At 35.8% G+C, this 22,409-nt stretch carries 29 protein-coding genes; 7 read left to right on the top strand and 22 right to left on the bottom strand.

Annotation, left to right across the window (positions count from 1 at the left end):
- Window positions 1–206: 206 nt before the first annotated feature.
- From BAQ49_RS27325 to BAQ49_RS27310, 4 genes are all read right to left on the bottom strand, one after another.
- Complete coding sequence (locus tag BAQ49_RS27325) at window positions 207–785, bottom strand: TetR/AcrR family transcriptional regulator (protein ID WP_071747845.1); 579 nt, start codon at window positions 783–785, stop codon at window positions 207–209.
- Between the two features lie 138 nt (window positions 786–923).
- The gene (locus tag BAQ49_RS27320; RefSeq protein ID WP_071747844.1) at window positions 924–1,238 is read right to left on the bottom strand and encodes a DMT family transporter; all 315 of its coding nucleotides are present in this window, start codon (window positions 1,236–1,238) and stop codon (window positions 924–926) included.
- Between the two features lie 2 nt (window positions 1,239–1,240).
- On the bottom strand, window positions 1,241–1,597 hold the full coding sequence (locus BAQ49_RS27315) for a DMT family transporter (protein WP_071747843.1): 357 nt from the start codon (window positions 1,595–1,597) through the stop codon (window positions 1,241–1,243).
- A gap of 489 nt (window positions 1,598–2,086) precedes the next feature.
- Window positions 2,087–2,446 carry a MerR family transcriptional regulator gene (locus tag BAQ49_RS27310; RefSeq protein ID WP_071747842.1) on the bottom strand — a complete coding sequence of 120 codons (360 nt, stop codon included), beginning with the start codon at window positions 2,444–2,446 and terminating at the stop codon, window positions 2,087–2,089.
- A 130-nt stretch (window positions 2,447–2,576) separates the two neighbouring features.
- Between BAQ49_RS27310 and BAQ49_RS27305 the strand changes: the two genes are divergently transcribed.
- A complete protein-coding gene (locus tag BAQ49_RS27305) occupies window positions 2,577–3,347 on the top strand; it encodes an SDR family NAD(P)-dependent oxidoreductase (protein ID WP_071747841.1) in 771 nt (256 codons plus the stop codon).
- 79 nt (window positions 3,348–3,426) lie between these two features.
- Here the strand turns inward: BAQ49_RS27305 and BAQ49_RS27300 are convergent, their stop codons facing one another.
- Together BAQ49_RS27300 and BAQ49_RS27295 are read right to left on the bottom strand one after the other, a co-directional pair.
- Window positions 3,427–3,882, bottom strand: a complete 456-nt coding sequence (locus BAQ49_RS27300) for an N-acetyltransferase (RefSeq protein ID WP_071747840.1) — start codon at window positions 3,880–3,882, stop codon at window positions 3,427–3,429.
- Window positions 3,883–4,020: 138 nt separating this feature from the next.
- Window positions 4,021–4,515, bottom strand: a complete 495-nt coding sequence (locus BAQ49_RS27295) for an Lrp/AsnC family transcriptional regulator (protein WP_071747839.1) — start codon at window positions 4,513–4,515, stop codon at window positions 4,021–4,023.
- Window positions 4,516–4,720: 205 nt separating this feature from the next.
- Here BAQ49_RS27295 and BAQ49_RS27290 point away from each other — a divergent pair, with 205 nt between their 5' ends.
- Entirely contained in the window at window positions 4,721–5,632 is a 912-nt protein-coding gene (locus BAQ49_RS27290) for a DMT family transporter (RefSeq protein ID WP_071747838.1), read from the top strand.
- A gap of 34 nt (window positions 5,633–5,666) precedes the next feature.
- On the opposite strand, the gene BAQ49_RS27285 is transcribed toward BAQ49_RS27290, so the two are convergent.
- From BAQ49_RS27285 to BAQ49_RS27245, 9 genes are all read right to left on the bottom strand, one after another.
- The gene (locus BAQ49_RS27285; RefSeq protein ID WP_071747837.1) at window positions 5,667–6,149 is read right to left on the bottom strand and encodes a PRK06770 family protein; all 483 of its coding nucleotides are present in this window, start codon (window positions 6,147–6,149) and stop codon (window positions 5,667–5,669) included.
- An 87-nt stretch (window positions 6,150–6,236) separates the two neighbouring features.
- The gene (locus BAQ49_RS27280; protein ID WP_071747836.1) at window positions 6,237–6,638 is read right to left on the bottom strand and encodes a nuclear transport factor 2 family protein; all 402 of its coding nucleotides are present in this window, start codon (window positions 6,636–6,638) and stop codon (window positions 6,237–6,239) included.
- 157 nt (window positions 6,639–6,795) lie between these two features.
- Entirely contained in the window at window positions 6,796–7,200 is a 405-nt protein-coding gene (locus BAQ49_RS27275) for a DoxX family protein (RefSeq protein ID WP_071747835.1), read from the bottom strand.
- A 152-nt stretch (window positions 7,201–7,352) separates the two neighbouring features.
- Window positions 7,353–8,426 carry a DUF871 domain-containing protein gene (locus BAQ49_RS27270; protein WP_071747834.1) on the bottom strand — a complete coding sequence of 358 codons (1,074 nt, stop codon included), beginning with the start codon at window positions 8,424–8,426 and terminating at the stop codon, window positions 7,353–7,355.
- Window positions 8,427–8,474: 48 nt separating this feature from the next.
- On the bottom strand, window positions 8,475–9,839 hold the full coding sequence (locus tag BAQ49_RS27265) for a PTS transporter subunit EIIC (protein WP_071747833.1): 1,365 nt from the start codon (window positions 9,837–9,839) through the stop codon (window positions 8,475–8,477).
- Between the two features lie 23 nt (window positions 9,840–9,862).
- Entirely contained in the window at window positions 9,863–10,747 is an 885-nt protein-coding gene (gene murQ / locus BAQ49_RS27260) for an N-acetylmuramic acid 6-phosphate etherase (protein ID WP_071747832.1), read from the bottom strand.
- Between the two features lie 150 nt (window positions 10,748–10,897).
- On the bottom strand, window positions 10,898–11,761 hold the full coding sequence (locus BAQ49_RS27255; RefSeq protein WP_071747831.1) for a MurR/RpiR family transcriptional regulator: 864 nt from the start codon (window positions 11,759–11,761) through the stop codon (window positions 10,898–10,900).
- Window positions 11,762–11,791: 30 nt separating this feature from the next.
- Entirely contained in the window at window positions 11,792–12,109 is a 318-nt protein-coding gene (locus BAQ49_RS27250) for an outer surface protein (RefSeq protein WP_071747830.1), read from the bottom strand.
- Window positions 12,110–12,233: 124 nt separating this feature from the next.
- A complete protein-coding gene (locus tag BAQ49_RS27245) occupies window positions 12,234–13,361 on the bottom strand; it encodes a cation:proton antiporter (protein WP_084667589.1) in 1,128 nt (375 codons plus the stop codon).
- A 273-nt stretch (window positions 13,362–13,634) separates the two neighbouring features.
- Between BAQ49_RS27245 and bcaP the strand changes: the two genes are divergently transcribed.
- Window positions 13,635–15,038 (top strand): branched-chain amino acid transporter BcaP, encoded by a 1,404-nt coding sequence (gene bcaP, locus BAQ49_RS27240; protein WP_071747828.1) that lies wholly within the window; start codon window positions 13,635–13,637, stop codon window positions 15,036–15,038.
- A gap of 144 nt (window positions 15,039–15,182) precedes the next feature.
- Here the strand turns inward: bcaP and BAQ49_RS27235 are convergent, their stop codons facing one another.
- Window positions 15,183–15,386: a hypothetical protein gene (locus BAQ49_RS27235; protein WP_000391508.1), complete on the bottom strand. Its 204-nt coding sequence runs from the start codon at window positions 15,384–15,386 to the stop codon at window positions 15,183–15,185.
- An 80-nt stretch (window positions 15,387–15,466) separates the two neighbouring features.
- A complete protein-coding gene (locus BAQ49_RS27230) occupies window positions 15,467–17,929 on the bottom strand; it encodes a LamG-like jellyroll fold domain-containing protein (protein WP_071747827.1) in 2,463 nt (820 codons plus the stop codon).
- Window positions 17,930–18,282: 353 nt separating this feature from the next.
- On the opposite strand from BAQ49_RS27230, the gene BAQ49_RS27225 reads away from it, so the two are divergent.
- Window positions 18,283–18,708 carry an S-Ena type endospore appendage gene (locus tag BAQ49_RS27225; protein ID WP_071747826.1) on the top strand — a complete coding sequence of 142 codons (426 nt, stop codon included), beginning with the start codon at window positions 18,283–18,285 and terminating at the stop codon, window positions 18,706–18,708.
- Between the two features lie 60 nt (window positions 18,709–18,768).
- On the opposite strand, the gene BAQ49_RS27220 is transcribed toward BAQ49_RS27225, so the two are convergent.
- The 5 genes from BAQ49_RS27220 to BAQ49_RS27200 all read right to left on the bottom strand — a co-directional run bounded on the left by BAQ49_RS27220 (window position 18,769) and on the right by BAQ49_RS27200 (window position 21,163).
- A complete protein-coding gene (locus BAQ49_RS27220; protein WP_000525803.1) occupies window positions 18,769–19,113 on the bottom strand; it encodes a DUF3992 domain-containing protein in 345 nt (114 codons plus the stop codon).
- 20 nt (window positions 19,114–19,133) lie between these two features.
- Window positions 19,134–19,502, bottom strand: coding sequence for a DUF3992 domain-containing protein (locus tag BAQ49_RS27215; RefSeq protein WP_071747825.1), 369 nt, complete (start codon window positions 19,500–19,502; stop codon window positions 19,134–19,136).
- Between the two features lie 110 nt (window positions 19,503–19,612).
- Window positions 19,613–20,218 carry a DedA family protein gene (locus BAQ49_RS27210; protein WP_000435010.1) on the bottom strand — a complete coding sequence of 202 codons (606 nt, stop codon included), beginning with the start codon at window positions 20,216–20,218 and terminating at the stop codon, window positions 19,613–19,615.
- Between the two features lie 11 nt (window positions 20,219–20,229).
- A complete protein-coding gene (locus BAQ49_RS27205; RefSeq protein ID WP_000733844.1) occupies window positions 20,230–20,511 on the bottom strand; it encodes a YkvA family protein in 282 nt (93 codons plus the stop codon).
- Window positions 20,512–20,776: 265 nt separating this feature from the next.
- Window positions 20,777–21,163, bottom strand: a complete 387-nt coding sequence (locus tag BAQ49_RS27200) for a VOC family protein (protein ID WP_071747824.1) — start codon at window positions 21,161–21,163, stop codon at window positions 20,777–20,779.
- 108 nt (window positions 21,164–21,271) lie between these two features.
- Here BAQ49_RS27200 and BAQ49_RS27195 point away from each other — a divergent pair, with 108 nt between their 5' ends.
- The 3 genes from BAQ49_RS27195 (at window position 21,272) to cotJC (ending at window position 22,390) form a co-directional block, all read left to right on the top strand.
- Window positions 21,272–21,487, top strand: a complete 216-nt coding sequence (locus BAQ49_RS27195) for a spore coat associated protein CotJA (RefSeq protein ID WP_000357170.1) — start codon at window positions 21,272–21,274, stop codon at window positions 21,485–21,487.
- Window positions 21,488–21,495: 8 nt separating this feature from the next.
- Window positions 21,496–21,759 carry a spore coat protein CotJB gene (locus BAQ49_RS27190; protein WP_000194953.1) on the top strand — a complete coding sequence of 88 codons (264 nt, stop codon included), beginning with the start codon at window positions 21,496–21,498 and terminating at the stop codon, window positions 21,757–21,759.
- A 61-nt stretch (window positions 21,760–21,820) separates the two neighbouring features.
- Window positions 21,821–22,390: a spore coat protein CotJC gene (cotJC, locus tag BAQ49_RS27185; protein WP_000265283.1), complete on the top strand. Its 570-nt coding sequence runs from the start codon at window positions 21,821–21,823 to the stop codon at window positions 22,388–22,390.
- Window positions 22,391–22,409: the final 19 nt, after the last annotated feature.

Here is a 22,409-nt window from a genome sequence, read left to right as displayed (position 1 = left end):
TTAACACCTCTTCCCGTAAATTCCTATCAAAAAATAATACCCAAAAAGCTTTTTCTTTATCCTTCTATTTGTGGGCTAATCATGAGTAGAGATGCCGCCTACTCGTTAGAATTTCACTGTATCCTTCCATACATACGCATTAGGTGAATGACTATCATTCAGTTTTCCTCAAAAATGAACCTACCTTTTCAGACAGGTTCATCTCACTATTTCTTTATATGTAGTGCATGTGTTAAAAAATCTAGTACTTCTGCCTTTTGTAACTCGACTTGCTCATCATCTTTGTGATCATATAAATACACTTGTTCCGCTGCTGATTCAACAAGAGCGATAAATAACTTCGCTGTTCGCTCTGCGTGAACCGAATCACGAATTTCACCAGCTTCTTTTGCCTCGCTTAAAAATTCGCTTAGCCATATATAAAGAGGCTCATATACAGCTTCCCATTCTTTTATATGTTCAGTAGATGCAAGACCCGCATACATTAATGCTTGTATTTCACGATATTCAGCTATAAAGTTAAATACCGCATCTATCACTTGCTCAACTTTACTTGAAAAAGGTGCATCATTCTGTACTTTTTCTTTCACTGCAAGTATCATCTTCTCAACCATCACTTCTGCTATTGCAGGCATAACAGATAGCTTAGAAGGAAAATATAAATAGAAAGTTCCTTGTGCAATGCCAGCCAATTTCACGATATCAGAAATCTTCGTTTTTTCAACGCCCTTTTCCTGAAACACTTCAATAGCTGCATAGACAATTTTTTCTTTTTTATTCATCATCTAAACCCTTTCACACGCGTATTGAATGACTGTCACTCATTTTATAAAATAACTAGCTGTACTGTCAATCATAGTGCACTTTTCATAATAAAAATCTCCCAACAAATCGTTAGGAGATTCAACTTTAATATCAATTTCTTATGAAAGAGCCTTTAATCCCGTAACTCCACATACAATAAGAGCTACACTAATCAAACGTGCCTTACTTTTCGATTCACCAAACAGAAACATATTTAATAAAACTGCGCCTGCTGTTCCAATACCAATCCAAACCGCATAAGCCACACTTACTTGTAAAAATAAGAAAGACGTATATAAGAATGCGAAGGAAGTTGCAAATCCACCTATATAAATCGCTCCATTTGTCAACGTCTTATCTTTACTATACATTTTAAGGCCTATCACACCGACCATTTCACTAATTGCAGCGCAAAATACGAAAAACCAACCCATTTTTAAGCAGCTCCCTCCATAGTTTCTTCCACAGTTTCTTCTTTATTATCAGCTAACTTTAAACCGATAACGCCCGCTACGACCATCACGATAAAGAATAGTTTTCCTACACTGAAACTGCCGCCGAAAAGGAATACATCCATTAGGAAAGTACCTACAGTACCAGCCCCAGCAAACACCGCATATACTGTCCCTGTCGCAAGATGTTCACACGCTTTAGAAAGGAAGTGAAAATCAACAGCGATAACTCCTACAATAATGACCCAATGCCACCAAGTATGAGCTGTATTAAAACCGAACACCCAAAATATTTCAAAGATACATGTTAATATGACATATAACCAAGCTTTATTTTTCATATCTCTCACCTTCTATTATCTACTGACTGACCGTCAGTCACTTTTAGTTAAAAAATATAATCTCACGCTAACTACTATTTAAAAAACCAATATCATCCTCATTTACCCTTATATTTGTTCCGTTATTAAGCTAACTGCATATAAAAGTTGCTTATCTACACCCTTCTACATAAAAATGACTGAATGTCATTCATAAATATTCTACATGACCAATTGATAAAGTGTCAACACCCGGATTCTATTAACCAAATAATATTTTAAATTTCTAAAATCCATATGTATATTTCTCAATAATCTGTTAATAATGGTAGTAACAAAATATTTTCTCCATTCCCCCTTGGAGATCCCTTTGAATCGAGCAGTTGCTTTTAGCTAACTGCTCTTTTTTAATTTATCGGCACATTATAATAAAATACTCATAGATAAACTCCAAAACAAAGACCTGTACTCCCTTTTCAACATGCAACAAAGAACGAAATATTTTGTACGCTATTTACTTTCTAACGAGTCTTTGTATGCAATAATTTTATTTTCGAGCATCTTCTCTGTAATTACTAAGTTTTCTCTTTGAGTTTGAATAGATTTCCTATGATCTTCTAACAGTTGTAAACGAGCTTCTGTTGTATGCTCCCCTTCTAAATATAATCTAGCGTATTCTCTTATTTTCGCTATCGGCATTTGCGTTTGTTTTAATTTCATTACAAACTGCAACCACTTTATATGAGATTCTTCATACAGTCGATTCCCATTTGTATCGCGGTTTGCAATTAATATGTTCTCTTTTTCATAATAACGTAATGTATGTGTGCTCACTCTTAATAATTTCGCTACCTCGCTAATTGTGTACATACTCATACTCCCTCCACATGCCATTTACCATCATATATTTGACTGCTTTATAAAAAACATTTGACTTAGAGTATACTCTAACAAATAAAATCTAACCATAATAATTAATTTGAATTTAGGAGGACTTTATATGAAATATACTGTTATTACTGGTGCTAGTTCAGGAATCGGCTATGAATCAGCTTTAGCCTTTGCATCTCACGGAAAAAATTTAATACTTATAGCTCGAAGACAAGCAGAATTAGAAGAATTAAAATTGAAAATTAACGAAATGAATCCGAAATTGGATGTTGTCATTCGAAAAACTGATTTATCCGTCACTGAAGAAGTTTATAAACTGTATGAAAGTCTACAAAGTTTTCAAATTGAAACGTGGATTAACAACGCAGGCTTTGGTAATTTCGCCTCAATTGCCGAACAAAATTTAAATAAAATAGAAACGATGTTGCATCTAAATATAGAAGCACTAACAATACTATCTTCCCTTTTCGTTCGAGATTATTCAATGGTTGATGGAACACAGCTTATTAACGTTTCATCGGGCGGTGGATATACGATTGTGGCTAATGCTGTTACGTATTGTGCTACGAAATTCTATGTAAGTGCATTTACAGAAGGACTGTCCCACGAACTGAAAGAACAAGGCGCAAAACTGCAAGCAAAAGTTTTAGCCCCTGCTGCAACTGAAACAGAATTTGCGAAACGCTCATTTGATATTGATGAATTCCAATACGATAATGTTGTACCGAAATTCCACACTGCAAAACAAATGGCACAATTTATGCTCGACCTTTATGATAACGATAAGGTTGTAGGAATTGTCGACGGTTTTACGTATAACTATGAACTTAGAGATCCTCTTTATAATTTTGCCGTGAGACAAACGAATTCAAATTCTTAATAACACTCTCATTTCTTATTGAAATATAGATGCCCACTATTATTTACATAATAGTGGGCTCTTTTTCTCTATAAAATTTTCACCCAACATACCGAACCATCGCCACCTCATCACAATCATCAACCTTTGGACAATGTCTGCAATCAATCCACACTTTCTCTGGCAATGCTTCTTTATTTACAAAATCAAATCCACACTTTTGAAAAAATACTGTTTCATACGTTAAGGAAATCACTCTTTTCACATTTATTTTCGTAGCTTCCTCCATCACATGATTTACGAGCATGCGCCCTATCCCTTTCCCTGCATATGTATGCGAAACGACTAAAGATCGTACTTCTGCAAGGTCTTCCCCTAATACATGCAATCCAGCAACTCCAACAATTTTCCCGTCTTCTTTCATAACATATAAACATTGCAAATATTGATAGAGAGACAAAAGAGACCGCGGTAAAACAACTCCCTCTTTTGCGTAAATTTCAATGAGATTATAAATTTCTTGCACATCACTTGTGACCGCATTAAAGATTTTCATATTATATCCCCTTGCCTCTGGTATTAATATTTATAACTTTTAATGAATTTTAATTCATAATTTTATATAATAATACATCTCTCTTTTCTCCCCGTCAATCACTTTTCTGAATATTATACAAGCAAAAAACCAAGCAATCTAATCGATGCCCGGTTCCTCATTTCGTATCGGCAATACAGTCGAATATTTAATTTCACGGAGTGCTAAACTCGTCTGTATCCGTGTAATACCAAGCTTGTTCAACTTTCTAATAAACTGCTCCAGTTCTTTACGATCACGATTTGCAACCTTCAATAAATAATCATACTCTCCTGTTAAACAGTGACATTCTAACACTTCTGGCATCGCTTCTAATTCTTTTTCCAACACTTCCAGCTTATCTGATTGATGAATATTTGTACTCATAAAAATGAAGCATAGTAAATCAAAACCAAGCTTTTCTTGATTTAAAATTGCTACTTGCTTATCAATAAAACCTTCCCCATCCAACCTTTTTATGCGTGCATGCATCGCAGCCGGTGATAAATTAACGCGTCGTGCAAGCTCTGCATTACTTACTTGTGATTCCTTCTGCAATATATCTAAAATTTGTACATCTAAATCATCTAACACTTTAATAACAGATGACTCCATTATAATTCCCCCTTTTTTCTTACCGATGATTATTCGAAGAAACATCTCATAATCCATATAAAACTGAATGTTTTTCCGCAAATAATACTTCTAACAAAACATTTTATCGAGTTTTTATCATTATACAAAATAATATATTACACAATAAAGAAAAATGCTAAAATTATTTACAATTCATATTGATTACAACAAAGGGGATTTTAACATGCCTTATTTTTACGTCTTTTTACTATTATTAACGAGCTTATTATGGGGAGGAAATTTCGTCGTTGGGAAATCGCTCGTTGATCATGCATCACCAATGACACTGACAAATTTAAGATGGATGATTGCGATTGTTTGTTTATTACCGATGGTATGGTTTAAAGAAAAGAAAATTATTCCGCCGCGCGCTGCAATACTTCCGTTAATACTGATGGGAATTTCAGGGGTCGCCCTCTTTAACATCTTTCAATTTTTAGCATTAGAAAAAACATCTGCTACAAATGTAGGTCTTATTTCTACATTAAACGCGATTTCCATCGCATTATTTTCTGTGTTATTTCTAAAAGAAAAAGTAAATACTCTTCAAATTTTATCCATGATTCTTTCATTCTTCGGAGTGGTTCTTGTCTTATTAAAAGGTGATTTCTCACTTTTATTTTCACTACATTTTAATAGCGGAGATTTATGGATGATGGCGGCAGTTTGTATTTGGGGAATCTATTCTGTTTGCAGTAAATGGGCTACAAAAACAACTACACCACTCATGGCAACATTATATTCTGGTATTTTTGGCGTTATTTTATTACTGCCATTTAACATAGGTAGCTTCTCTGTTTCCAATATTAATTCTTCTTTCATTACATCACTTTTATATACAGGAATTATTTCTACAGTTCTTTGTATGGTTTTTTGGAATATTGGCGTACAAAAATTAGGAGCTACAACATCAGGTATTTTTCTAAACTTCAATCCCATTTTTACAGCGATTTTAGCATTTATTTTCCTTGGAGAAGAACTAACATGGATTCAAATTTTCGGTACAATTATCGTCGTTACAGGATGTTATTTATTTTCCCATTTCAAAACTGTTACTGTTCAGCCAACTAGAGCTTTAATGCGAAAACATTCTTAATCAAACAAACATCGCCACCAAAGTGGCGATGTTTTTATTTACCTTTCATTTCTTTCACATACTGCTTTTCTTCTTCTGGCGATAAACGTTCTGTTGCTTTTCCAGTATCACCACCTTGAATTTCCCACAAAAAGTTATGCTCCTCAACCGTTTGTGAAAAATCCCCTTTCTCCCAGCGCTCCAACGTAGAAAGTAGCTTTGATTTATATTTGAAATTTGTACTGCTTTCTACTGCTTCCTTCGCACTACGAATTTCCTTATTTGTCATTTCAATAAATCCCCATTTTTCAGAAGATTTCACTTTTTGATGTACCATCCTATGCATGGTAGAAATAATTTCATCTTCACTAGCTTGTTGCTTCTCTTCCTTTTCTTTCTTCCCTTGTTGCCCCGTTACATTTTGTGCTTTCAGACTCTTCTCCTCTTCTTCTATATAATTAAGAAGTTTCGTACCACCGAATACAGCTCCTATCGCAATTACAATCATTGTAATTGTCCCTATAATCCATTTTTTCATATTATGTATTCCCCATTCCCCTAATAATCACATAAACAAATGGAATCGCCTGCGCACAGCCGATTCCATTTGTTTCCTTATTTCATTTTAAACCTTCATCGCTTCTCGCACAATATAACTATCCACATATTGCTTAAATTTTATGATTTTTCCATTTTCGAGCTGCCATATATGAACAAATTCTGCTTCAAACAATTTTCCCGTTTCTTTATAAACTCCTGAATAAACACCTTCAGCAATAATTACATCTTTTCCGTTTACTTCATGATACATATTTATACTCGCTTTATAATCATTCCATTCTGATCCTAAACGGCTAAATACATTTTCCATTATAGCTTCTACACCTATATACGTTCCGCCATAAGGAAAACCTTCTGCCTCTGTCCATTCTACTTTTTCGGAGAGGGCTTCCGCTAAATGTTTTGCATTCGAAGAAGCTGATCCTTCATATGTGCTTCGAATAATTTCTAAATTTGATTTAGGCATAGTACTTCCTCCCTCGTTTATTTATTTTTTACACAAGATGTAACTAAATTAGTTACATCTTGTGTAAAAAAATATTTAAATTATTTTATTCTTAATTCAGTTATTGTAACTATTATAGTTACAATAACTCTTTAAGTCAACAATTTATAAATAAAATTTACTTCGTTTTCATTACTTTCTCTTTTAAGAAACGATCTACATATCCTTCTGCTTTTACAACGAATAAGTACGCACCCATTGATAATAATGCAAGATCTAATTCATATCCTGGATTCTTTCCATCTCCTAATAATCCTGCTGCTCCATTTACCTTTACGATAGCTCCAGCTAAAATAAGAGCGAATAACAATCCTATATATCGTACACCTAAACCGATAATTAATAATATACCACCTACTAATTCAACTGTCGCTACGCCATACGCAAGAACACCTGGTAAACCGATGCTTGTAAACCATCCTGCTACGTTATCTATACCTGATTGAAACTTTGCTAAACCGTGTGCAAAGAACGTAACTCCTAACACGATACGAATAATTAAATTCCCAATATATTGATTCATTTTGAACTCTCCTTTTTGTTTTGTTATGGTGAACATATATTCACAAGACAAAACAATACGGTATTTCTTTTCATTCGTCAAATGCTTTTTTTAAAGAAAACAAAAAACATTATCCGTTTTACGAATAATGTCTTTTACAAAATAGCTCTAATTCAAGCTTTTACTCTATCACACAGAAAAAGTTGAAACTTTTTTCCAGCATCAATATACGGCAATAAAGACACGTCCTCTTCCATAACCATTCCGACAACGTTCACTTTCTCATCTTCAAGTAAATCATTTATAACAATTTGCATTTCACCAGCATATCTACCGTACAATTCATTATCAATTGTAATGCTGCCTTTCTTTCTTGAAATTGTATTCATTGGTTGTAATACAACTTTATTTTCTTCGCGCGATTCTACAGAGCGAATGACATCACGAGCTGGATCAAGCCGGTTCGTATGCACTCGTTCTAACAGTTGTACAGTGTCGCTATCATTTATAAATGATTGATATCTCACTGGAATAATTCCATTACTCGCAATTGCGATTTCTTGTACACTTCCTATGCTCCCGCTTATATCCCCAATTAGCACTTTATCGACGTCACACTCTTGCACAAGTTCTAAATACGCTTCAAGCGGCCGCACATAGCGGTGTTTTTCTAATGTCGGTAAACCTTCACATAATGGACCGCGTTTTTCACCATCTCCCGGAATAAATGCCATCGTTTTTATTCCGCACTCATGTAAATACTTATTTTGTTTTTGTAAAAATGACTTTGCTAGTCCTGTTTCTGGACGCGGGTAAAAATTATGCCACGCTTCTACACGATCTACTCGGATATTTTCCGTAAGTAACTCTCTCCAAAATGAATCTGTAATCGTACTCGCATTCAAAGCTACTTTCATTTTATGAGATACGTGTGCAATTTCTTTCGGTGTGATGCCATAATCCATTCGTAAACCAGTAATGCCCCACTCTACTAACTCTTCCACATTTTCGTACGTCATTCCTAAATGGTATAGCGATTTTGGAGAAACATCGACCATTAATTCCATTTCATTTTCAAGAGCCTGCTTCCCAAGTATTTGAATCAACTCTTTATATGTACCAGGATCATCCTCTGGTATATGGAGTGATGTAAAAATAGATGAAAACCCGTTTTGCTTCGCTACTTTTAGCCACTCTTCTTGTTTCGTTACTCGTTCTTTTGAAAGATAAATTGAAACTCCTATCATATGAATCTCCCTTTCTATGAATAGAAAAAGAGAAAGGAATCCCTTTCTCTATATGTTTTCTGCCATTTCTTCTTTGAATCCGAAGAAGTACGTAAAGATGAATCCGAACGTATATGCAACTACTAATCCAAGGAAATATAATAAATATTTATTATCGGCAATTAACGGAATTAATGATAATCCTGATACACCGATTCCGAGTGCTGCTGTTTTCATAACTGCTTGGAATGCACCACCAACAGCGGCGCCTAGACAAGCAGTAAGAAACGGTTTTCCAAGTGGTAATGTAACCCCGTATAATAACGGTTCGCCAATTCCTAAAAAACCAACTGGTAATGCACCTTTAATTACATTACGAAGTCGTTTGTTTTTTGTTTTCACAAAAATCGCAATGGCTGCTCCTACTTGCCCAGCACCAGCCATTGCAAGTACTGGTAATAAAGGCGTTACGTGAGTTTGATTAATAAATTCCATATGAATCGGTGTTAAACCGTGATGCAATCCGACCATAACGAGAGGTAAAAATGTTCCGGCAAGCACAGCTCCAGCAAACGCTCCCCCAATATTTAAAATCGCATTAATTCCGCTTGTAATTCCTTCAGATAAGAAACCAGCTACCGGTTGAATTGCTAACATCGTTACAATACTTACTACTAACACAGTAATGAGCGGTGTCACGATAATATCAACTGCATTTGGCACTGCTTTTCGAACTTGTCTTTCAACTACAACCATAAGCCATGCTGCAAAAATAACTGCAAATAATCCCCCCCGCCCGGGTACTAGCGCTTCACCGAATAATTTTACATTCGCCATTGCCGGGTTAAAAATTAAAATACCAGCAATTGCCCCAAGAACTGGTGTCCCGCCAAATTCTTTCGCTGTATTCCAGCCGACTAAAATTCCTAAGAATGTAAAGATACCGCCGCCAATAAGTAGTAGCATTTGTAACCACGTTGCATTCGGATCAGCACCTGCGTTTTTCGCAAAGTTAGCAACCCCATTTATAATTCCTGACGCAACAAGCCCCGGAATTAACGGAATGAAAATACTTCCTATTTTGCGTAAAAAGTTTTTCACTGGTGTATTATTTTTCTTCTTAATCTCTGACTTCATCTCTTGCCCAAGATCTTCAAGGTGATGATCTGCCACTTCACCAATTCTGAGTCCTGTTAAAACTTCCATTTCAGCCGCTACTTTATTTACCGTTCCTGGACCAACGACAACTTGAAGTGTTTCATCTTCAATCACGCCCATAACGCCTTCAACCTTTTTCAAAAGATCCATGTTCACTTTACTTTCATCATGAAGCGTTAGTCGTAACCTCGTCATACAATGAGCAATGCCACGAATATTTTTTACTCCCCCAAGCTGCTCCGTAATCCTACTGGCCATTATCTCTTCTTTCTTCATAATAGAATCCCCCTCCCCATAGTTTAAAGTGCCTTCTTCACAAATCCTTTCGCCGCTTTTAATTTTTCTAGCGCTTCCCCATATTCACACTGTAGTAATATCATAACGATTGCAGCTTTCACATTACGTTCTGCTTTCTCATAATACTCTGTAGCTATTTCATAACTAGCGCCTGTCGCTTCCACAATAATTCGTTTTGAACGTTCTACCAATTTTTCATTTGTAGACTGAACATCTACCATTAAGTTTTTATACACTTTTCCTACACCAATCATAGACGCTGTAGAAATCATATTCAGTACTAGTTTTTGCGCTGTGCCAGCCTTCAAACGTGTTGAGCCTGTTAATATTTCTGCGCCTGTTTCTACTTCCACATTTAGTTTTGCATATTTACTTATTTCAGCATTTTTATTACAAGAAATACTCGCTGTACTCGCTCCCACACTACTTGCATATTTCAATCCGCCAATTACATAAGGTGTTCTACCACTTGCTGCAATTCCAATGACCGTGTCTTTCTCATTTAATCCAATACTTTTTAAATCTTCTTCTGCTAACTCTTCCCGATCTTCGGCACCTTCTACCGCTTTAGTAAACGCTTTCAATCCACCTGCTATAAATCCTTGCACCATTTTGTCATCTGTTCCAAATGTCGGGGGACATTCCACTGCGTCTAAAATACCTAAACGACCACTCGTACCAGCCCCAATATAAATTAACCGTCCAGCTTCTTCAAAAGACTTAATAACAATTTGTACAACCTTCTCAATTTCTTCTATTTCATTTTCAACTGCTAACGCAACAGTTCGATCTTCTTCATTCATACTTTGCAGAACTTCTTTTATGCTCATCTCATCTAAATTCATCGTCTTCTCATTACGATGTTCTGTCGATAAATTTTCTAACATATTACCACCTACTTTGAAATTTTATTTCATACTTTTATTATAACTTTAAGAAATTTAAAATCAATATTACTTTATTATTTTATGAAATTTCATTTCTTTTCATGACGAATTTATGTCAGGATGCAAAAAAAGATGGGTTTCCCCATCTTTTCATTTTAACTTCCGTAACCTAAGAGCTTCTTCTCTTGTCTCCATAAATTGATCCAACACTTTATTACCAATACGATTAAAAGTAATCACATATAAAGCATCTATCATATTGAGTTGTGTCATTCTTGAAGCAATACTTGCAATACGATGATCTTGCTCTACATCCGGCATACAAAGGCGAATATCTGCCGCTTTATATAAAGGAGATGATTGATCTAGCTTTGTAATCGCAATAACTGTAGCTCCTCGCTTCTTCGCATATTGCGCCATTTCAAGTACATCTTTCGTCCGACCAGAAGTTGAAATCGCAACAAATATATCACCTTCTTTTAAATTCGTCACAAGCGGTAACATCATATGAAAATCAGATAGCATCATCGCAGTAAATCCAAGTCTAGTAAATTTATAAGCTCCGTCCATCGCCGGTGTAGCTGACCCACCTACTCCGTAAAATATAACTTTATCCGCATTTACAATACGATCTGCAGCTTTCTCAAGTTCCTTTTTATCTATCGCAGTAACGCTCGCCTCAATTGCAGCTTTATTCACATATGTAACTTTATTAAACAAATCGTACGGTCCATCTTCCGTATTCATCACTGAAAAATCATTAATATTATAATCAGCAATCGTTAATTCACGAACGAGCGCGATTTTAAATGCTTTAAAGCTCCCAATCCCAATCGACTTACAAAAGCGAACAACACTTGCCTCACTTGCGCCTGCATTCGTTGACACTTCTTTCGTCGTTAAGTTCGGAACAATCTCTGCATTCTCCATTATGTACATGGCAACCTTCTTTTCAGCTGGTGAAAATTGATCCATATTACTTTCAATTTTAAATAGTAATGTTGAAGCTTTCACTATTTAACCTCCACTTCTTACGGTTGCTTTTTATTTCGCATTTTCTCCTTCTTCATAGAGATAATAGCCATCATCACCAGGAGGATGGAACACATTTACAGTGCGATTCCCTTTTTGATAAACGGTTCTTTCCCCTTCTGTCCACTTCTTTTCCCATCCTTTTGTCCAAACTGCAAAGTCTGGTAAAAATGCAGTGTATTTATATTCTTGTGGATAACGACCTTCCACGTGAGAAGAAAACATAGAAACCGGAAAATCTTTTACCTTTGATTCTTTTCCTACAATAAATGGCATGCACAATAAAAGAAGTGTAACTACACCTATAACTTTTCCCCTCGTAATCTTCACCTATTTCTCTCCTCGACTTATCATATACGTAGATTTTACCATAATTACAACCTATTCACGCCATATGACTATTGCTTTTGCCAATAAAAAAAGAGCTTACCTACATCAGATAAGCTCTCCCCCTCTATACAAAATACTTCTTCAAAAGCGGCGGCGTAATAATCGTCGTCAATATAACAACAATAACAATTGCTGTGAAATTTTCTTTCGCTAATAAATTCGCCGTAAGTCCATTCGCTGCGATGATAAGCGCTACTTCTCCGCGTGATACCATCCCGGCGCCGATACTAATAGAAGATTGTAAATTGAAGCCTGTTAATCTTGCTCCTAAACCTGATCCAATTAGCTTTGTGAAAATTGCGATGAGCGTCATAATGATAATGAACCAAAGTTGGCTTCCGATACCTTGAAATGTAATTTCCATCCCAATACTTACGAAGAAAACTGGTACAAATATCGCATACGCAATCGGTTCAATTTTATGTTCCACTTCATGTTTATACTCGGTTTGAGAAATCGCAATTCCTGCTGCAAATGCTCCAATAATACCTGCGATTCCCATCATTTCACTGTAATATGAAAAAGAGAAACAAATAATAAGAGCCGCACTAATTAACGCTTCCGACACGCGAAGTGGTACGAGCATTTTCATAATCCACGGAACTACTTTCCATGCGATAAAAACAATACTTACAAAGAAAATAATTTTCTTTGCAATAACAAGTGTTATATTCACATCTTGCGTTCCTAAAAAGCTCATTACAAACGCTAATAATATAACGACTATCACATCATCAAATACAGCCGCTCCTAAAATCGTTATACTTTCTCTCGTATTCATCTTCCCTAAATCACGTAACGTTTGCACCGTAATACTAACCGATGTTGCGCAAAGTAATAATCCTAAAAAAATAGCGTGGGATTGCATCAATCCAAAAAGCAGTCCCGTTACATATCCACCAATGAAAGGGAAAATAATTCCACCAGCCGCTACTGCAAAGGACGCTTTTAAATTCCGATTTAACTCTTCTAAATCTGTTTCGAGTCCCGCCATAAACATAAGTAGCAAAACACCAATCTCGCTAAGCTCATCAATAAGTTCTGAGCTATTAATAATACCAAGCACAGCAGGACCGATAATAATACCAACGATTAACTTACCAAGTACAGAAGGCTGGCCAAGCCTAACGCTAATATCACCAGCTAATTTCGTACAAAGTAAAATGACGACAAGTTCAAAATAAAATAACATAGCATCTTCTCCTACTTTATAAAGTGAAACTTTAATGAATGGTTTTATCACTCCGTTAACCCTCGTCTATTTCTGCAAGTAGTTTCCCCTATTCATTCGTATTTTATTTGTCACATTTTTATTTGACAAAATATTCTGAATTATAATAAAATTAATCCAGAAATTTCAAAAACTACATACCATAACTGTACCTTCATTCATTTACGTACTCTTTTCCAATGGATTCACACTATTCGGCAGTTATGGAGATGAAAAACGGGAGGAGAGCTCAAAGTGAAGTCATTATTACGAAAAAAAGCGCTTAGTACTGAATCACCAAGGCAGCTAGATCGAACATTAACGGCACTCGATTTAACGTTTTTAGGAATCGGCGCCGTAATTGGGACAGGGATTTTTGTATTAACAGGCATCGTAGCGGCAAAACATTCTGGCCCTGGTATTATGCTATCATTCCTTATTGCTGCATTTACTTGTGCTTGTGTAGCCTTTTGTTATGCCGAATTCGCTTCTTCTATACCAGTCTCAGGCAGTGTTTACACTTATGCATACATGACTGTCGGAGAAGTTGTCGCCTTTATCGTTGGTTGGTGTTTAATGCTCGAATATTTACTCGCTGTTGCAGCAGTAGCTGTTGGCTGGTCTGGATACTTACAATCATTGCTTCAAGGATTCAATATACACCTTCCCACCATTATTTCCTCGGCCCCTGGTACAGGAAAAGGTGGTCTCATTGATTTACCCGCTGTTTGTATTTTACTTCTCATTACTGGGCTTTTAAGTTTTGGTATACGCGAAAGCGCACGCATTAATAATATTATGGTCCTTATAAAATTAGCAGTTATTATCGCCTTTATCGTAGCAGGTGCAAAATATGTAAAGCCTGAAAATTGGACACCGTTCATTCCATTCGGGTACGACGGTATTATTACTGGAGCTGCCACTGTCTTCTTCGCCTTTTTAGGTTTTGATGCAATCGCAACCGCGGCAGAAGAAACGAAAAAACCGCAGCGTGATTTACCAATTGGCATTATCGGTTCCCTTCTTATTTGTACAGTTTTATACATGATCGTATCTTTCGTTTTAACAGGCATGGTTCCTTATACGCAATTAGACGTTTCTGATCCAGTTGCATTTGCACTACATTTCGTTGGTGAAGATACAATTGCGGGGCTGCTTGCAGTTGGTGCGATGACAGGAATGACAACCGTTCTTTTAGTCGTTATGTATGGACAAGTTCGTGTTTCTTATGCGATGAGCCGAGACGGCTTACTCCCAAAAGCGTTATCACGCGTAAATAAAAAAGTGAAAATCCCTTTACTAAACACATGGATTACTGGAGTATTTGCAGCTTTATTAGCAGGACTTTTAGACCTACATTTACTAGCGAATTTAGTAAACATCGGTACGTTAACAGCCTTCACATTCGTTTGCTTTGCTGTACTTATTTTACGAAAAACCCATCCTGATTTAAAACGTGGCTTCCGCACGCCACTCGTACCTGTATTACCAATTGTCGCTATTCTTTGTTGTTTATATTTAATGTTTAATTTGTCCAAAACAACATGGATCAGCTTTGCAGTTTGGCTTATAGTCGGTTTATGCGTCTACTTCTTCTACTCTAGAAAACATAGTCATTTAGCTACTAAAAAAACAAATGATGAGAAAAAAGAAGCATAAAAAAATAGCTCGCCTATAATAAAGGCGAGCTATTTTCATTAACGACTGTAAAACGAAAAATATACCGGTCAACTTTTGTATACTTATCCCGCTATTTGCCGGTCAGTAAGACACCCACTGATTAAAGTTTCACTTTATTCTCCCTTACTTCGTCTCTTTCTTTTTCTTTCTCCACGCGTTTACACTATCAAAGAAAAAGTTAATAAATAGCGTTCCTAATCCCGCTAATAAAAATGTCATTAGAAATAGAACCCATATACTTTTATCTTTTAATAAATAATATCCTACAAGGAGCACAACGGCGATCCATACATATTCAAGAATTCTTTTTAGCTTTTTCTCTTCCAAATTATTCGCTCCCTTTTTCTATACTACTTTTAGTATAACAAAAAAGAAGCCTATCATGATAAGCTTCTTTTTCTTATACCTTACTTGTTGATACTTTTTTCAACCAATGAAATAGCATGCTCTAACGTACGATTCATTGATTCTACATACTCATCTTTTACATTTTTATCTTTTAACACAGCTTCTGCAACAGTGATTTTTTGACTCAATGATTTCACTGAACCGTCCGTTACATTTGTAGCTTGCGCTTTTTTCACTACTGTTTTTGCAGTTTCAATATTGATCTGTAATTTTTCTTTCGGTGTTTTCGGTTGTTCTTCTGCTACTTTAGATTGTACAAATGTTACATTAGCTGTTTTTAATTCGTTATATGTTTGAACGATTTGCTCTCCAGTACTTCCTACATTTTCAAACGCTTGCTTTGCATTATTATAGCTCTTCTCTAATTCTTGAAATGCTTCTTTTGAATATTGACCTGGTTTGTCACCAAACTCATACTTACCAGCTAACACTTCTTTTACTTTTCCAAGTTCTTCATATAAAGCGTTTACTTCTTCTAACTTTGTACGGTTAGAAAACTCATTATACGCTGCTAATACTTCTGAAGAACTTAACGCTTTACTATATAGTTTCGCAAGCGCAATTTGTCCATTTAACGGAATACCACCATTGCCATTGCTATCTGGATCTGCACCAAGGGCAAATGGTACGTTCGGATGATACACTTTCCCTTGAGCTGGCTGGCTATTTACTTTTTTACCATCTACATAAATTGCTACTTCACTTCCGTTATACGTTCCTGTTAAATGATACGTTTTGTTCGCTTCTAATTGAACGCCAACACGTTTATAACTTCCGCCAATATGAGCCCATAATTCTACATATCCACTTCCTGTAGACTCAAAACCAATTCCACCGCTCTCTGTATTTTGCAAAATACCTTGTCCGCGAATTTCATTCATTGAAAATACAGTTTCCAACGTAAATGAATTTGCTACTTTTTCTTTTTGTGCTACTGAGAATGGAAGGTACCCAAATGTATTTGCTTTTCCATTTAATTTCATTGCATTTGTTTTCAAAGCTTTATCATATTCAATAGATACATTGCCTTTCACATCACCTTTCGTTCCAAACGGTGAGTTATCTTTAAATGTACCATCTAAAAAATTTACATCAAAAACGTCTGCCTTTGGTACTTTCACATTCGGATCAATATTATCTTTTTTCGTTGTGATTTCTGCAGTTAACGGTTGCGCACTTTCATTGCCAAACGAATCAATTGCAACTACTTCAAGTGTATATGTTTTCCCGCCATCTAATCCAGCAAGCGTGAATGTAAGCTCTTTCGGCACTGGATCACGATAAAACTCAGAGAACGCTAATAACTTATTTTTAATTTCACCTGTTTGCTTATCCTTCGCTTGTACGCGATAAGAATGAACAAGAAGGTTATCCACTGCTTGTGGGAATGTCACAGTTGCTGCGTTTTCCGTTACATTTGATACTGTCAACTTTGCATCTTTCTTGAAAGATGGCTTTTCTTTATCGCGATCTTCTACATGCGTAAATATTTCTTTCTTTGATGGCAACTGAATTTTCCATGGCTCGCCTGTCCAAGAATTCGTATGGAAATCACGGCGATTAATTGTTACTTCTTTATCATCCACTTCTACTAATAGCCCTTGGCTTAACGTGCTAGCTCCTGACGGGATATTTCCTTGTACTTTACCACCTTCAACTTCCATATAACTTACAGAAGATGTACCAACAGATGTAAAGTCTTTTTGATGAATCGATCTTGGATCATCTAATGGATAATGTGAGTGACCTGAAAATGTAATGACTTGCGGGTACTCTTTTAACACTGCATTAATTTTTGCACTATCTTGTGTTCCCCATTCATGACTACCGTATACTGTATCTTTAATATGCTGATGTAAAAATACGAAAATCGGTTTTTCCGGATCATCTTTTTGTGCCTTTGCCATTTCTTCTTTTAACCAATTAATTTGCTTGTCCGAATAATATCCATGTGTTGTTCCATTCTCTGGAGACATAACAAGGAAATGATAACCTTTTACCACTTTATGATAATAAATCGATTCCATTCCTGTCTTTTCTAAAAAACGCTTCTGCGCTCCCTCTTCAGATAAACCGTTCCAATAATCATGATTACCAAGAGAATTCATTCGTACCACATCTTTATTTGCATTTTCGTTATACACTTGCATAAAACGATCATATTGCTTTACTGAACCCGAATCAGTAAAATCACCTACAATGACAAACGCATCTTGCTTTGGTGCAAGCGTATTAAATTGCTCAATCGCTCTTTTCCAGCGGAACGTATCATCTGTTCCACTATCTTTAATATGCACATCACTTACAACTGGAAAAACAAGTTTTTTCTCACTTGGCGACTTTTCTTGTTTTTTCTCTTCCGCTTTGACTGGTGTATTCCACGGCAATGATACAAAAGCTAATACAAAAACCATCAATAATCCAATAAGGCCTTTTACTTTCCGTAAAGCAGTTCTTTCCACGTGAATCCTCCTCATAATAATTGATTCATTACAAGGGCTATTTTATCTTAAACATATTAATATCGTTTAAATAACAAATGAATTTTATTAGATTTTTGTAAATATACAGTTAATTAGGTGTTAAGTCCAACATTACTCGTACTATTGTATACAACCACCTTTTGTCTAAAAGAGTCTGATCATTCTTTTCCCATGTCTATTCACATATAATCTTTTCTATAACATTAATGATAAGTTAAGCTGTAAGCCTATTAGACAATCTTAATTTTAAAAATTTTCTTCTTTTCTTAACACATCGGCCATGCTTCTACATTTAATAGTAGTAAAAGACAACTTACAAAGGAGGGGTTGTATTGAAGAACAAAAAAAATATTGGCTGTTTCGCTCCTTTATCTATCATTTGTCCAGACCCTTGTCCACCGCCCCCTCCTCCAAATCCAAGTTGTGAGCGAGTAACAAATGAATTTGCAGGGAATTTCCTCATAACTAATAACACCATTCCCTCTGCCAAAGATGCACTACAATCAATGATACTGTGGCAAAGTGATGGGATACTGCTTATATCAGGTACTGTCTCGGTTTACAATAGTACTAGCAGCACTGAAGCAATTACAATTCAAATCATTGGAGCAGTAACCAATATTTTCACTGTGTTTCCTGGCAATACAATATCTTACACAGGTAAAGATTTAAAATCCGTTAGTATTATTAATATACAAAATAATCCTTCACTATATTTAGAAGGCAAGTACTGTTGCCAATTTACATATTGCTTATAGAATACCAATTTTATTACTTCCTCAATTTAAAAAAAGCATACCATTTACGGTATGCTTTTTTTATGAAATTGGATAACGTACTGTAATACAAAACTCTCCTTGATTAACAGTTGTTCCTGTCGTAGTAATTCGAACAGTCGTAAAATATCGTACAGTGAAAGTACCACTACTTTGTGGTTGTACAGTAATTGTATCAACTACTGTTGCACCTACTAAAAAATCAACTGTAATCGGATTCGCACCTACATCATATTTCACATAACCTGAACCATATACTTCTTGCGTAATATTATTCGTATATACAATTTGAGTACCAGCACCTGTAATAGACCAGTCTGTACATACTTGATCTTGCACAAGTGTTTTATTAGAACAACAAGACAAACCGGAACTTCTCATTCCCATTTCGATCCTCTCCTATTCTGCTATGAAAGCGGATAACGTGTTGTAATACAAAATTCTCCTTGATACGTTCCAGCAGGTGTTGCAGGTAACACAACTTGTATACTAGCAAAGCGACGATACGTAAAAGCAATGCTCGTTCCTGGGTTTAATGTTTGTGTATCAATTGTAGCCCCAGCAGAATCAAGTGCTTCTACAGTAATTGGGCCTGGTCCAACATCATATTTTACAAAACCAGTACCAATTACGTTTTGGTTAATATTATTTGTATAGAGAACATTATCAATTGCTGTTGTAACTACAGTAGCAGACCACGGACTACACACTTTATCTTGCACATAATTTTTATCTGGACAGCAAGTTAATGCTGACCCTGAGCACTCACAAGACATAGTTGTTTCCCCTCTCTCTTTTATATTCCTTATATGTGTATGTCCCTCAGAGTCTTTTGCCTGTACTATTCATCTATTTTCAAAAAATATGCAAATTCCAGTACCAATGACTAAATAGATTCCGTTCTGTTTCTTTTTTTCATAAATTTATAGATTAAAATACCACCTACAACAATAACCACGACTAGTAATATCGGTAGCATATATTGTCCAACAACATCCGCCGCTTTTGCCCAATGCGGACCTAACTTCATTCCAAAATAAATATACAAAGTCGTTAACGGAAACATTGCTACAAATGTATATATACTAAATTTCCATATATTCATTTTCGCCATACCACATGGAACAGAAATAAGCGTTCGAACCCCTGGTACAAAGCGTCCAACAAATGCTACAACCGGTCCATATTTCTCAAAGAAATCATCTGCCTTTTGAATTTGCTCTTCTTTAATGAAGAAGTATTTTCCGTATTTTATTAATAGAGGACGACCACCGTAATAACCGAGTGCATATAGCGTTAATGGTCCTGTCGTTCCCCCCAGTGTTCCAGCTAATACAGCTAGCCAAAAATTCATATCACCCTCGTATACCCAATACCCAACCATGGGCAAAACTACCTCTGCTGGAATAAATTCAAACGTTAATGCTAACACAACTCCAAAATAAGAAAACTGCTTTAAAAACTCGATTATATCTAAAATAATTTGCTCCATATTTTCAACTCCTATCCTACGTTTACGTTATGCTTTTCTTGCAATTGTACTGGCGCCATTTTTACAATTCGATTTAAAATGAATAACACAATTCCAATATCATCTAAAATACCGATGAACGGTAAGAAGTCTGGAATTAAATCGAGCGGCATCGCTACATAACCAACTAAAAAAGCAATAGATAAGATTTTCTTCTTTATTGAAACCTCTTTTGAAGTAAAAAAGTCAAATAGAAATGGAACAAAACGACGGACATGAAATACAACTCTTAATCTACTAATAAGTTTTTTCATTTTTATTTCTCCTCTCTTTGTATACAAAAAGGACCCTACCAAATATGGTAAGGGTCCTAAAAAAGACAATAAGGGGCCTTTACCATTGCTGGTAAAGGTCTCACTAACAACGAAACGTTGCCAATAAAGCCGAGGGTTTCTCCCTGTAATGACGACTTTACTGTAATAAGTTACTCCCCTTTATATACACAATTTTATACAATCACATTAAAATATTTACCTAAGCTTGTCAATATTTTTCTCATTCGCCATTCAGATTATTACATTATAAAAGGCTCTCTCCCATGTTCTCTATTGAAATAAATTGGAGTGTATAACCATCTGGATCATGAAATATTATTCTAACTTCTTCACCGCGGCGCTCTTCTACAAATGATATTTGATAAAACGCTAACTTTTTCTTTAACCGCTCGATATTTGTAGTTTTTAACAATAGTTCCTTCACTGATGATATAACAGTCTCTCTATGCTCTCCCAGTCCCCTGTTTACAACAAAACAAATTCTCGTTGAATCGATATCATACCACACACCTGTTACACGTATTTGTGGCCTCTCCTTGCTCGGTTTAAACCCTAGAATTCCTTCATAAAAATATAATGTTTCCTTTAAATTTTTGGATTCTAAGACAATACATGTTGTAGCACTTTCCATCCGCACTCCCCCTGCCCCTTTTAGTTTTCTATATGAGTCATAATTTGCAATTATGTACGAATACAATACGTAGTAATGAATATTTCATTTATAAAGGAGGCGTGTAACATGGATAAATTCATGAAATCTTACATACCTTATCACGGTCCAAATGATCCTTGTCCTCCAATTGGAAAGAAATATTACTCAACTCCCCCACACCTATTTATGGGCTTTCAACCACCTAACTTACCTCAATTCCCACCAAAAGAAGCTTTAAGAAAAGGGACTTTATGGCCTGCTTTTTATGATTTTTATGAAAATCCTCACAAAAAAGGACGGTGAATAAAAACGTGACACAAACATTGCCTGATGAATATTACAAATGGATTGAAGAACTACAAGAACTAGACTTTGTATTAGTTGAACTTACCCTCTATTTAGATACGCATCCCGACGATACTGCAGCTATAAATCAATTCAACGATTTCTCATATAAACGAAGAGTATTACAACAAAAAATTGAAGAAAAATACGGGCCACTTCAGCAGTTCGGAAATAGTTATTCTAACGCTCCATGGCAATGGAGCCAAGGACCGTGGCCATGGCAAATATAAAATGAAACTTTAATCAAGTGGAGTTTACGGGCAGCAAATAGCGGGATAAAGGAGAGAAACTATGTGGATTTATGAAAAAAAATTACAATATCCAGTTAAAGTGAGTACTTGTAATCCAGCACTCGCCAAATTATTAGTTGAACAATATGGTGGTGCGGATGGTGAACTAGCTGCCGCCCTCCGTTACTTAAATCAGCGTTATACTATTCCTGACAAAGTCGTTGGCTTACTAACCGATATCGGTACAGAAGAGTTCGCCCATTTAGAAATGATTGCTACAATGATTTATAAATTAACGAAAGATGCAACACCTGAACAAATGAAAGCTGCCGGATTAGACGCACAGTATGCTAATCACGATAGCGCTTTGTTTTATCATAATGCAGGTGGTGTTCCTTTTACTGCAACTTACATTCAGGCAAAAGGAGACCCTATCGCAGATTTATATGAGGATATTGCAGCTGAAGAAAAAGCACGAGCAACTTATCAATGGCTAATTGATTTATCTGACGACCCCGACATAAACGACAGCTTGCGCTTTTTACGTGAACGAGAAATTGTCCATTCACAACGTTTCCGAGAAGCGGTTGAAATTTTAAAAGAAGAACGTGATAAAAAGATTTTCTTTTAACACACATATCGTAACGATA

This window comes from Bacillus proteolyticus, from assembly GCF_001884065.1.
GTDB classification, from domain to species: domain Bacteria; phylum Bacillota; class Bacilli; order Bacillales; family Bacillaceae_G; genus Bacillus_A; species Bacillus_A proteolyticus.
Note: the sequence above shows the minus strand (reverse complement) of the source record. Positions and strands in the feature narration are given on the sequence as shown.

Excerpts from the sequence above, each read along its gene's own strand:
- BAQ49_RS27325 (WP_071747845.1), bottom strand. The coding sequence starts at position 785 with ATGATGAATAAAAAAGAAAAAATTGTCTATGCAGCTATTGAAGTGTTT.
- BAQ49_RS27320 (WP_071747844.1), bottom strand. The coding sequence starts at position 1,238 with ATGGGTTGGTTTTTCGTATTTTGCGCTGCAATTAGTGAAATGGTCGGT.
- BAQ49_RS27315 (WP_071747843.1), bottom strand. The coding sequence starts at position 1,597 with ATGAAAAATAAAGCTTGGTTATATGTCATATTAACATGTATCTTTGAA.
- BAQ49_RS27310 (WP_071747842.1), bottom strand. The coding sequence starts at position 2,446 with ATGTACACAATTAGCGAGGTAGCGAAATTATTAAGAGTGAGCACACAT.
- BAQ49_RS27305 (WP_071747841.1), top strand. The coding sequence starts at position 2,577 with ATGAAATATACTGTTATTACTGGTGCTAGTTCAGGAATCGGCTATGAA.
- BAQ49_RS27300 (WP_071747840.1), bottom strand. The coding sequence starts at position 3,882 with ATGAAAATCTTTAATGCGGTCACAAGTGATGTGCAAGAAATTTATAAT.
- BAQ49_RS27295 (WP_071747839.1), bottom strand. The coding sequence starts at position 4,515 with ATGGAGTCATCTGTTATTAAAGTGTTAGATGATTTAGATGTACAAATT.
- BAQ49_RS27290 (WP_071747838.1), top strand. The coding sequence starts at position 4,721 with ATGCCTTATTTTTACGTCTTTTTACTATTATTAACGAGCTTATTATGG.
- BAQ49_RS27285 (WP_071747837.1), bottom strand. The coding sequence starts at position 6,149 with ATGAAAAAATGGATTATAGGGACAATTACAATGATTGTAATTGCGATA.
- BAQ49_RS27280 (WP_071747836.1), bottom strand. The coding sequence starts at position 6,638 with ATGCCTAAATCAAATTTAGAAATTATTCGAAGCACATATGAAGGATCA.
- BAQ49_RS27275 (WP_071747835.1), bottom strand. The coding sequence starts at position 7,200 with ATGAATCAATATATTGGGAATTTAATTATTCGTATCGTGTTAGGAGTT.
- BAQ49_RS27270 (WP_071747834.1), bottom strand. The coding sequence starts at position 8,426 with ATGATAGGAGTTTCAATTTATCTTTCAAAAGAACGAGTAACGAAACAA.
- BAQ49_RS27265 (WP_071747833.1), bottom strand. The coding sequence starts at position 9,839 with ATGAAGAAAGAAGAGATAATGGCCAGTAGGATTACGGAGCAGCTTGGG.
- murQ (WP_071747832.1), bottom strand. The coding sequence starts at position 10,747 with ATGTTAGAAAATTTATCGACAGAACATCGTAATGAGAAGACGATGAAT.
- BAQ49_RS27245 (WP_084667589.1), bottom strand. The coding sequence starts at position 13,361 with ATGTTATTTTATTTTGAACTTGTCGTCATTTTACTTTGTACGAAATTA.
- BAQ49_RS27220 (WP_000525803.1), bottom strand. The coding sequence starts at position 19,113 with ATGGGAATGAGAAGTTCCGGTTTGTCTTGTTGTTCTAATAAAACACTT.
- BAQ49_RS27215 (WP_071747825.1), bottom strand. The coding sequence starts at position 19,502 with ATGTCTTGTGAGTGCTCAGGGTCAGCATTAACTTGCTGTCCAGATAAA.
- BAQ49_RS27210 (WP_000435010.1), bottom strand. The coding sequence starts at position 20,218 with ATGGAGCAAATTATTTTAGATATAATCGAGTTTTTAAAGCAGTTTTCT.
- BAQ49_RS27205 (WP_000733844.1), bottom strand. The coding sequence starts at position 20,511 with ATGAAAAAACTTATTAGTAGATTAAGAGTTGTATTTCATGTCCGTCGT.
- BAQ49_RS27200 (WP_071747824.1), bottom strand. The coding sequence starts at position 21,163 with ATGGAAAGTGCTACAACATGTATTGTCTTAGAATCCAAAAATTTAAAG.
- BAQ49_RS27195 (WP_000357170.1), top strand. The coding sequence starts at position 21,272 with ATGGATAAATTCATGAAATCTTACATACCTTATCACGGTCCAAATGAT.
- cotJC (WP_000265283.1), top strand. The coding sequence starts at position 21,821 with ATGTGGATTTATGAAAAAAAATTACAATATCCAGTTAAAGTGAGTACT.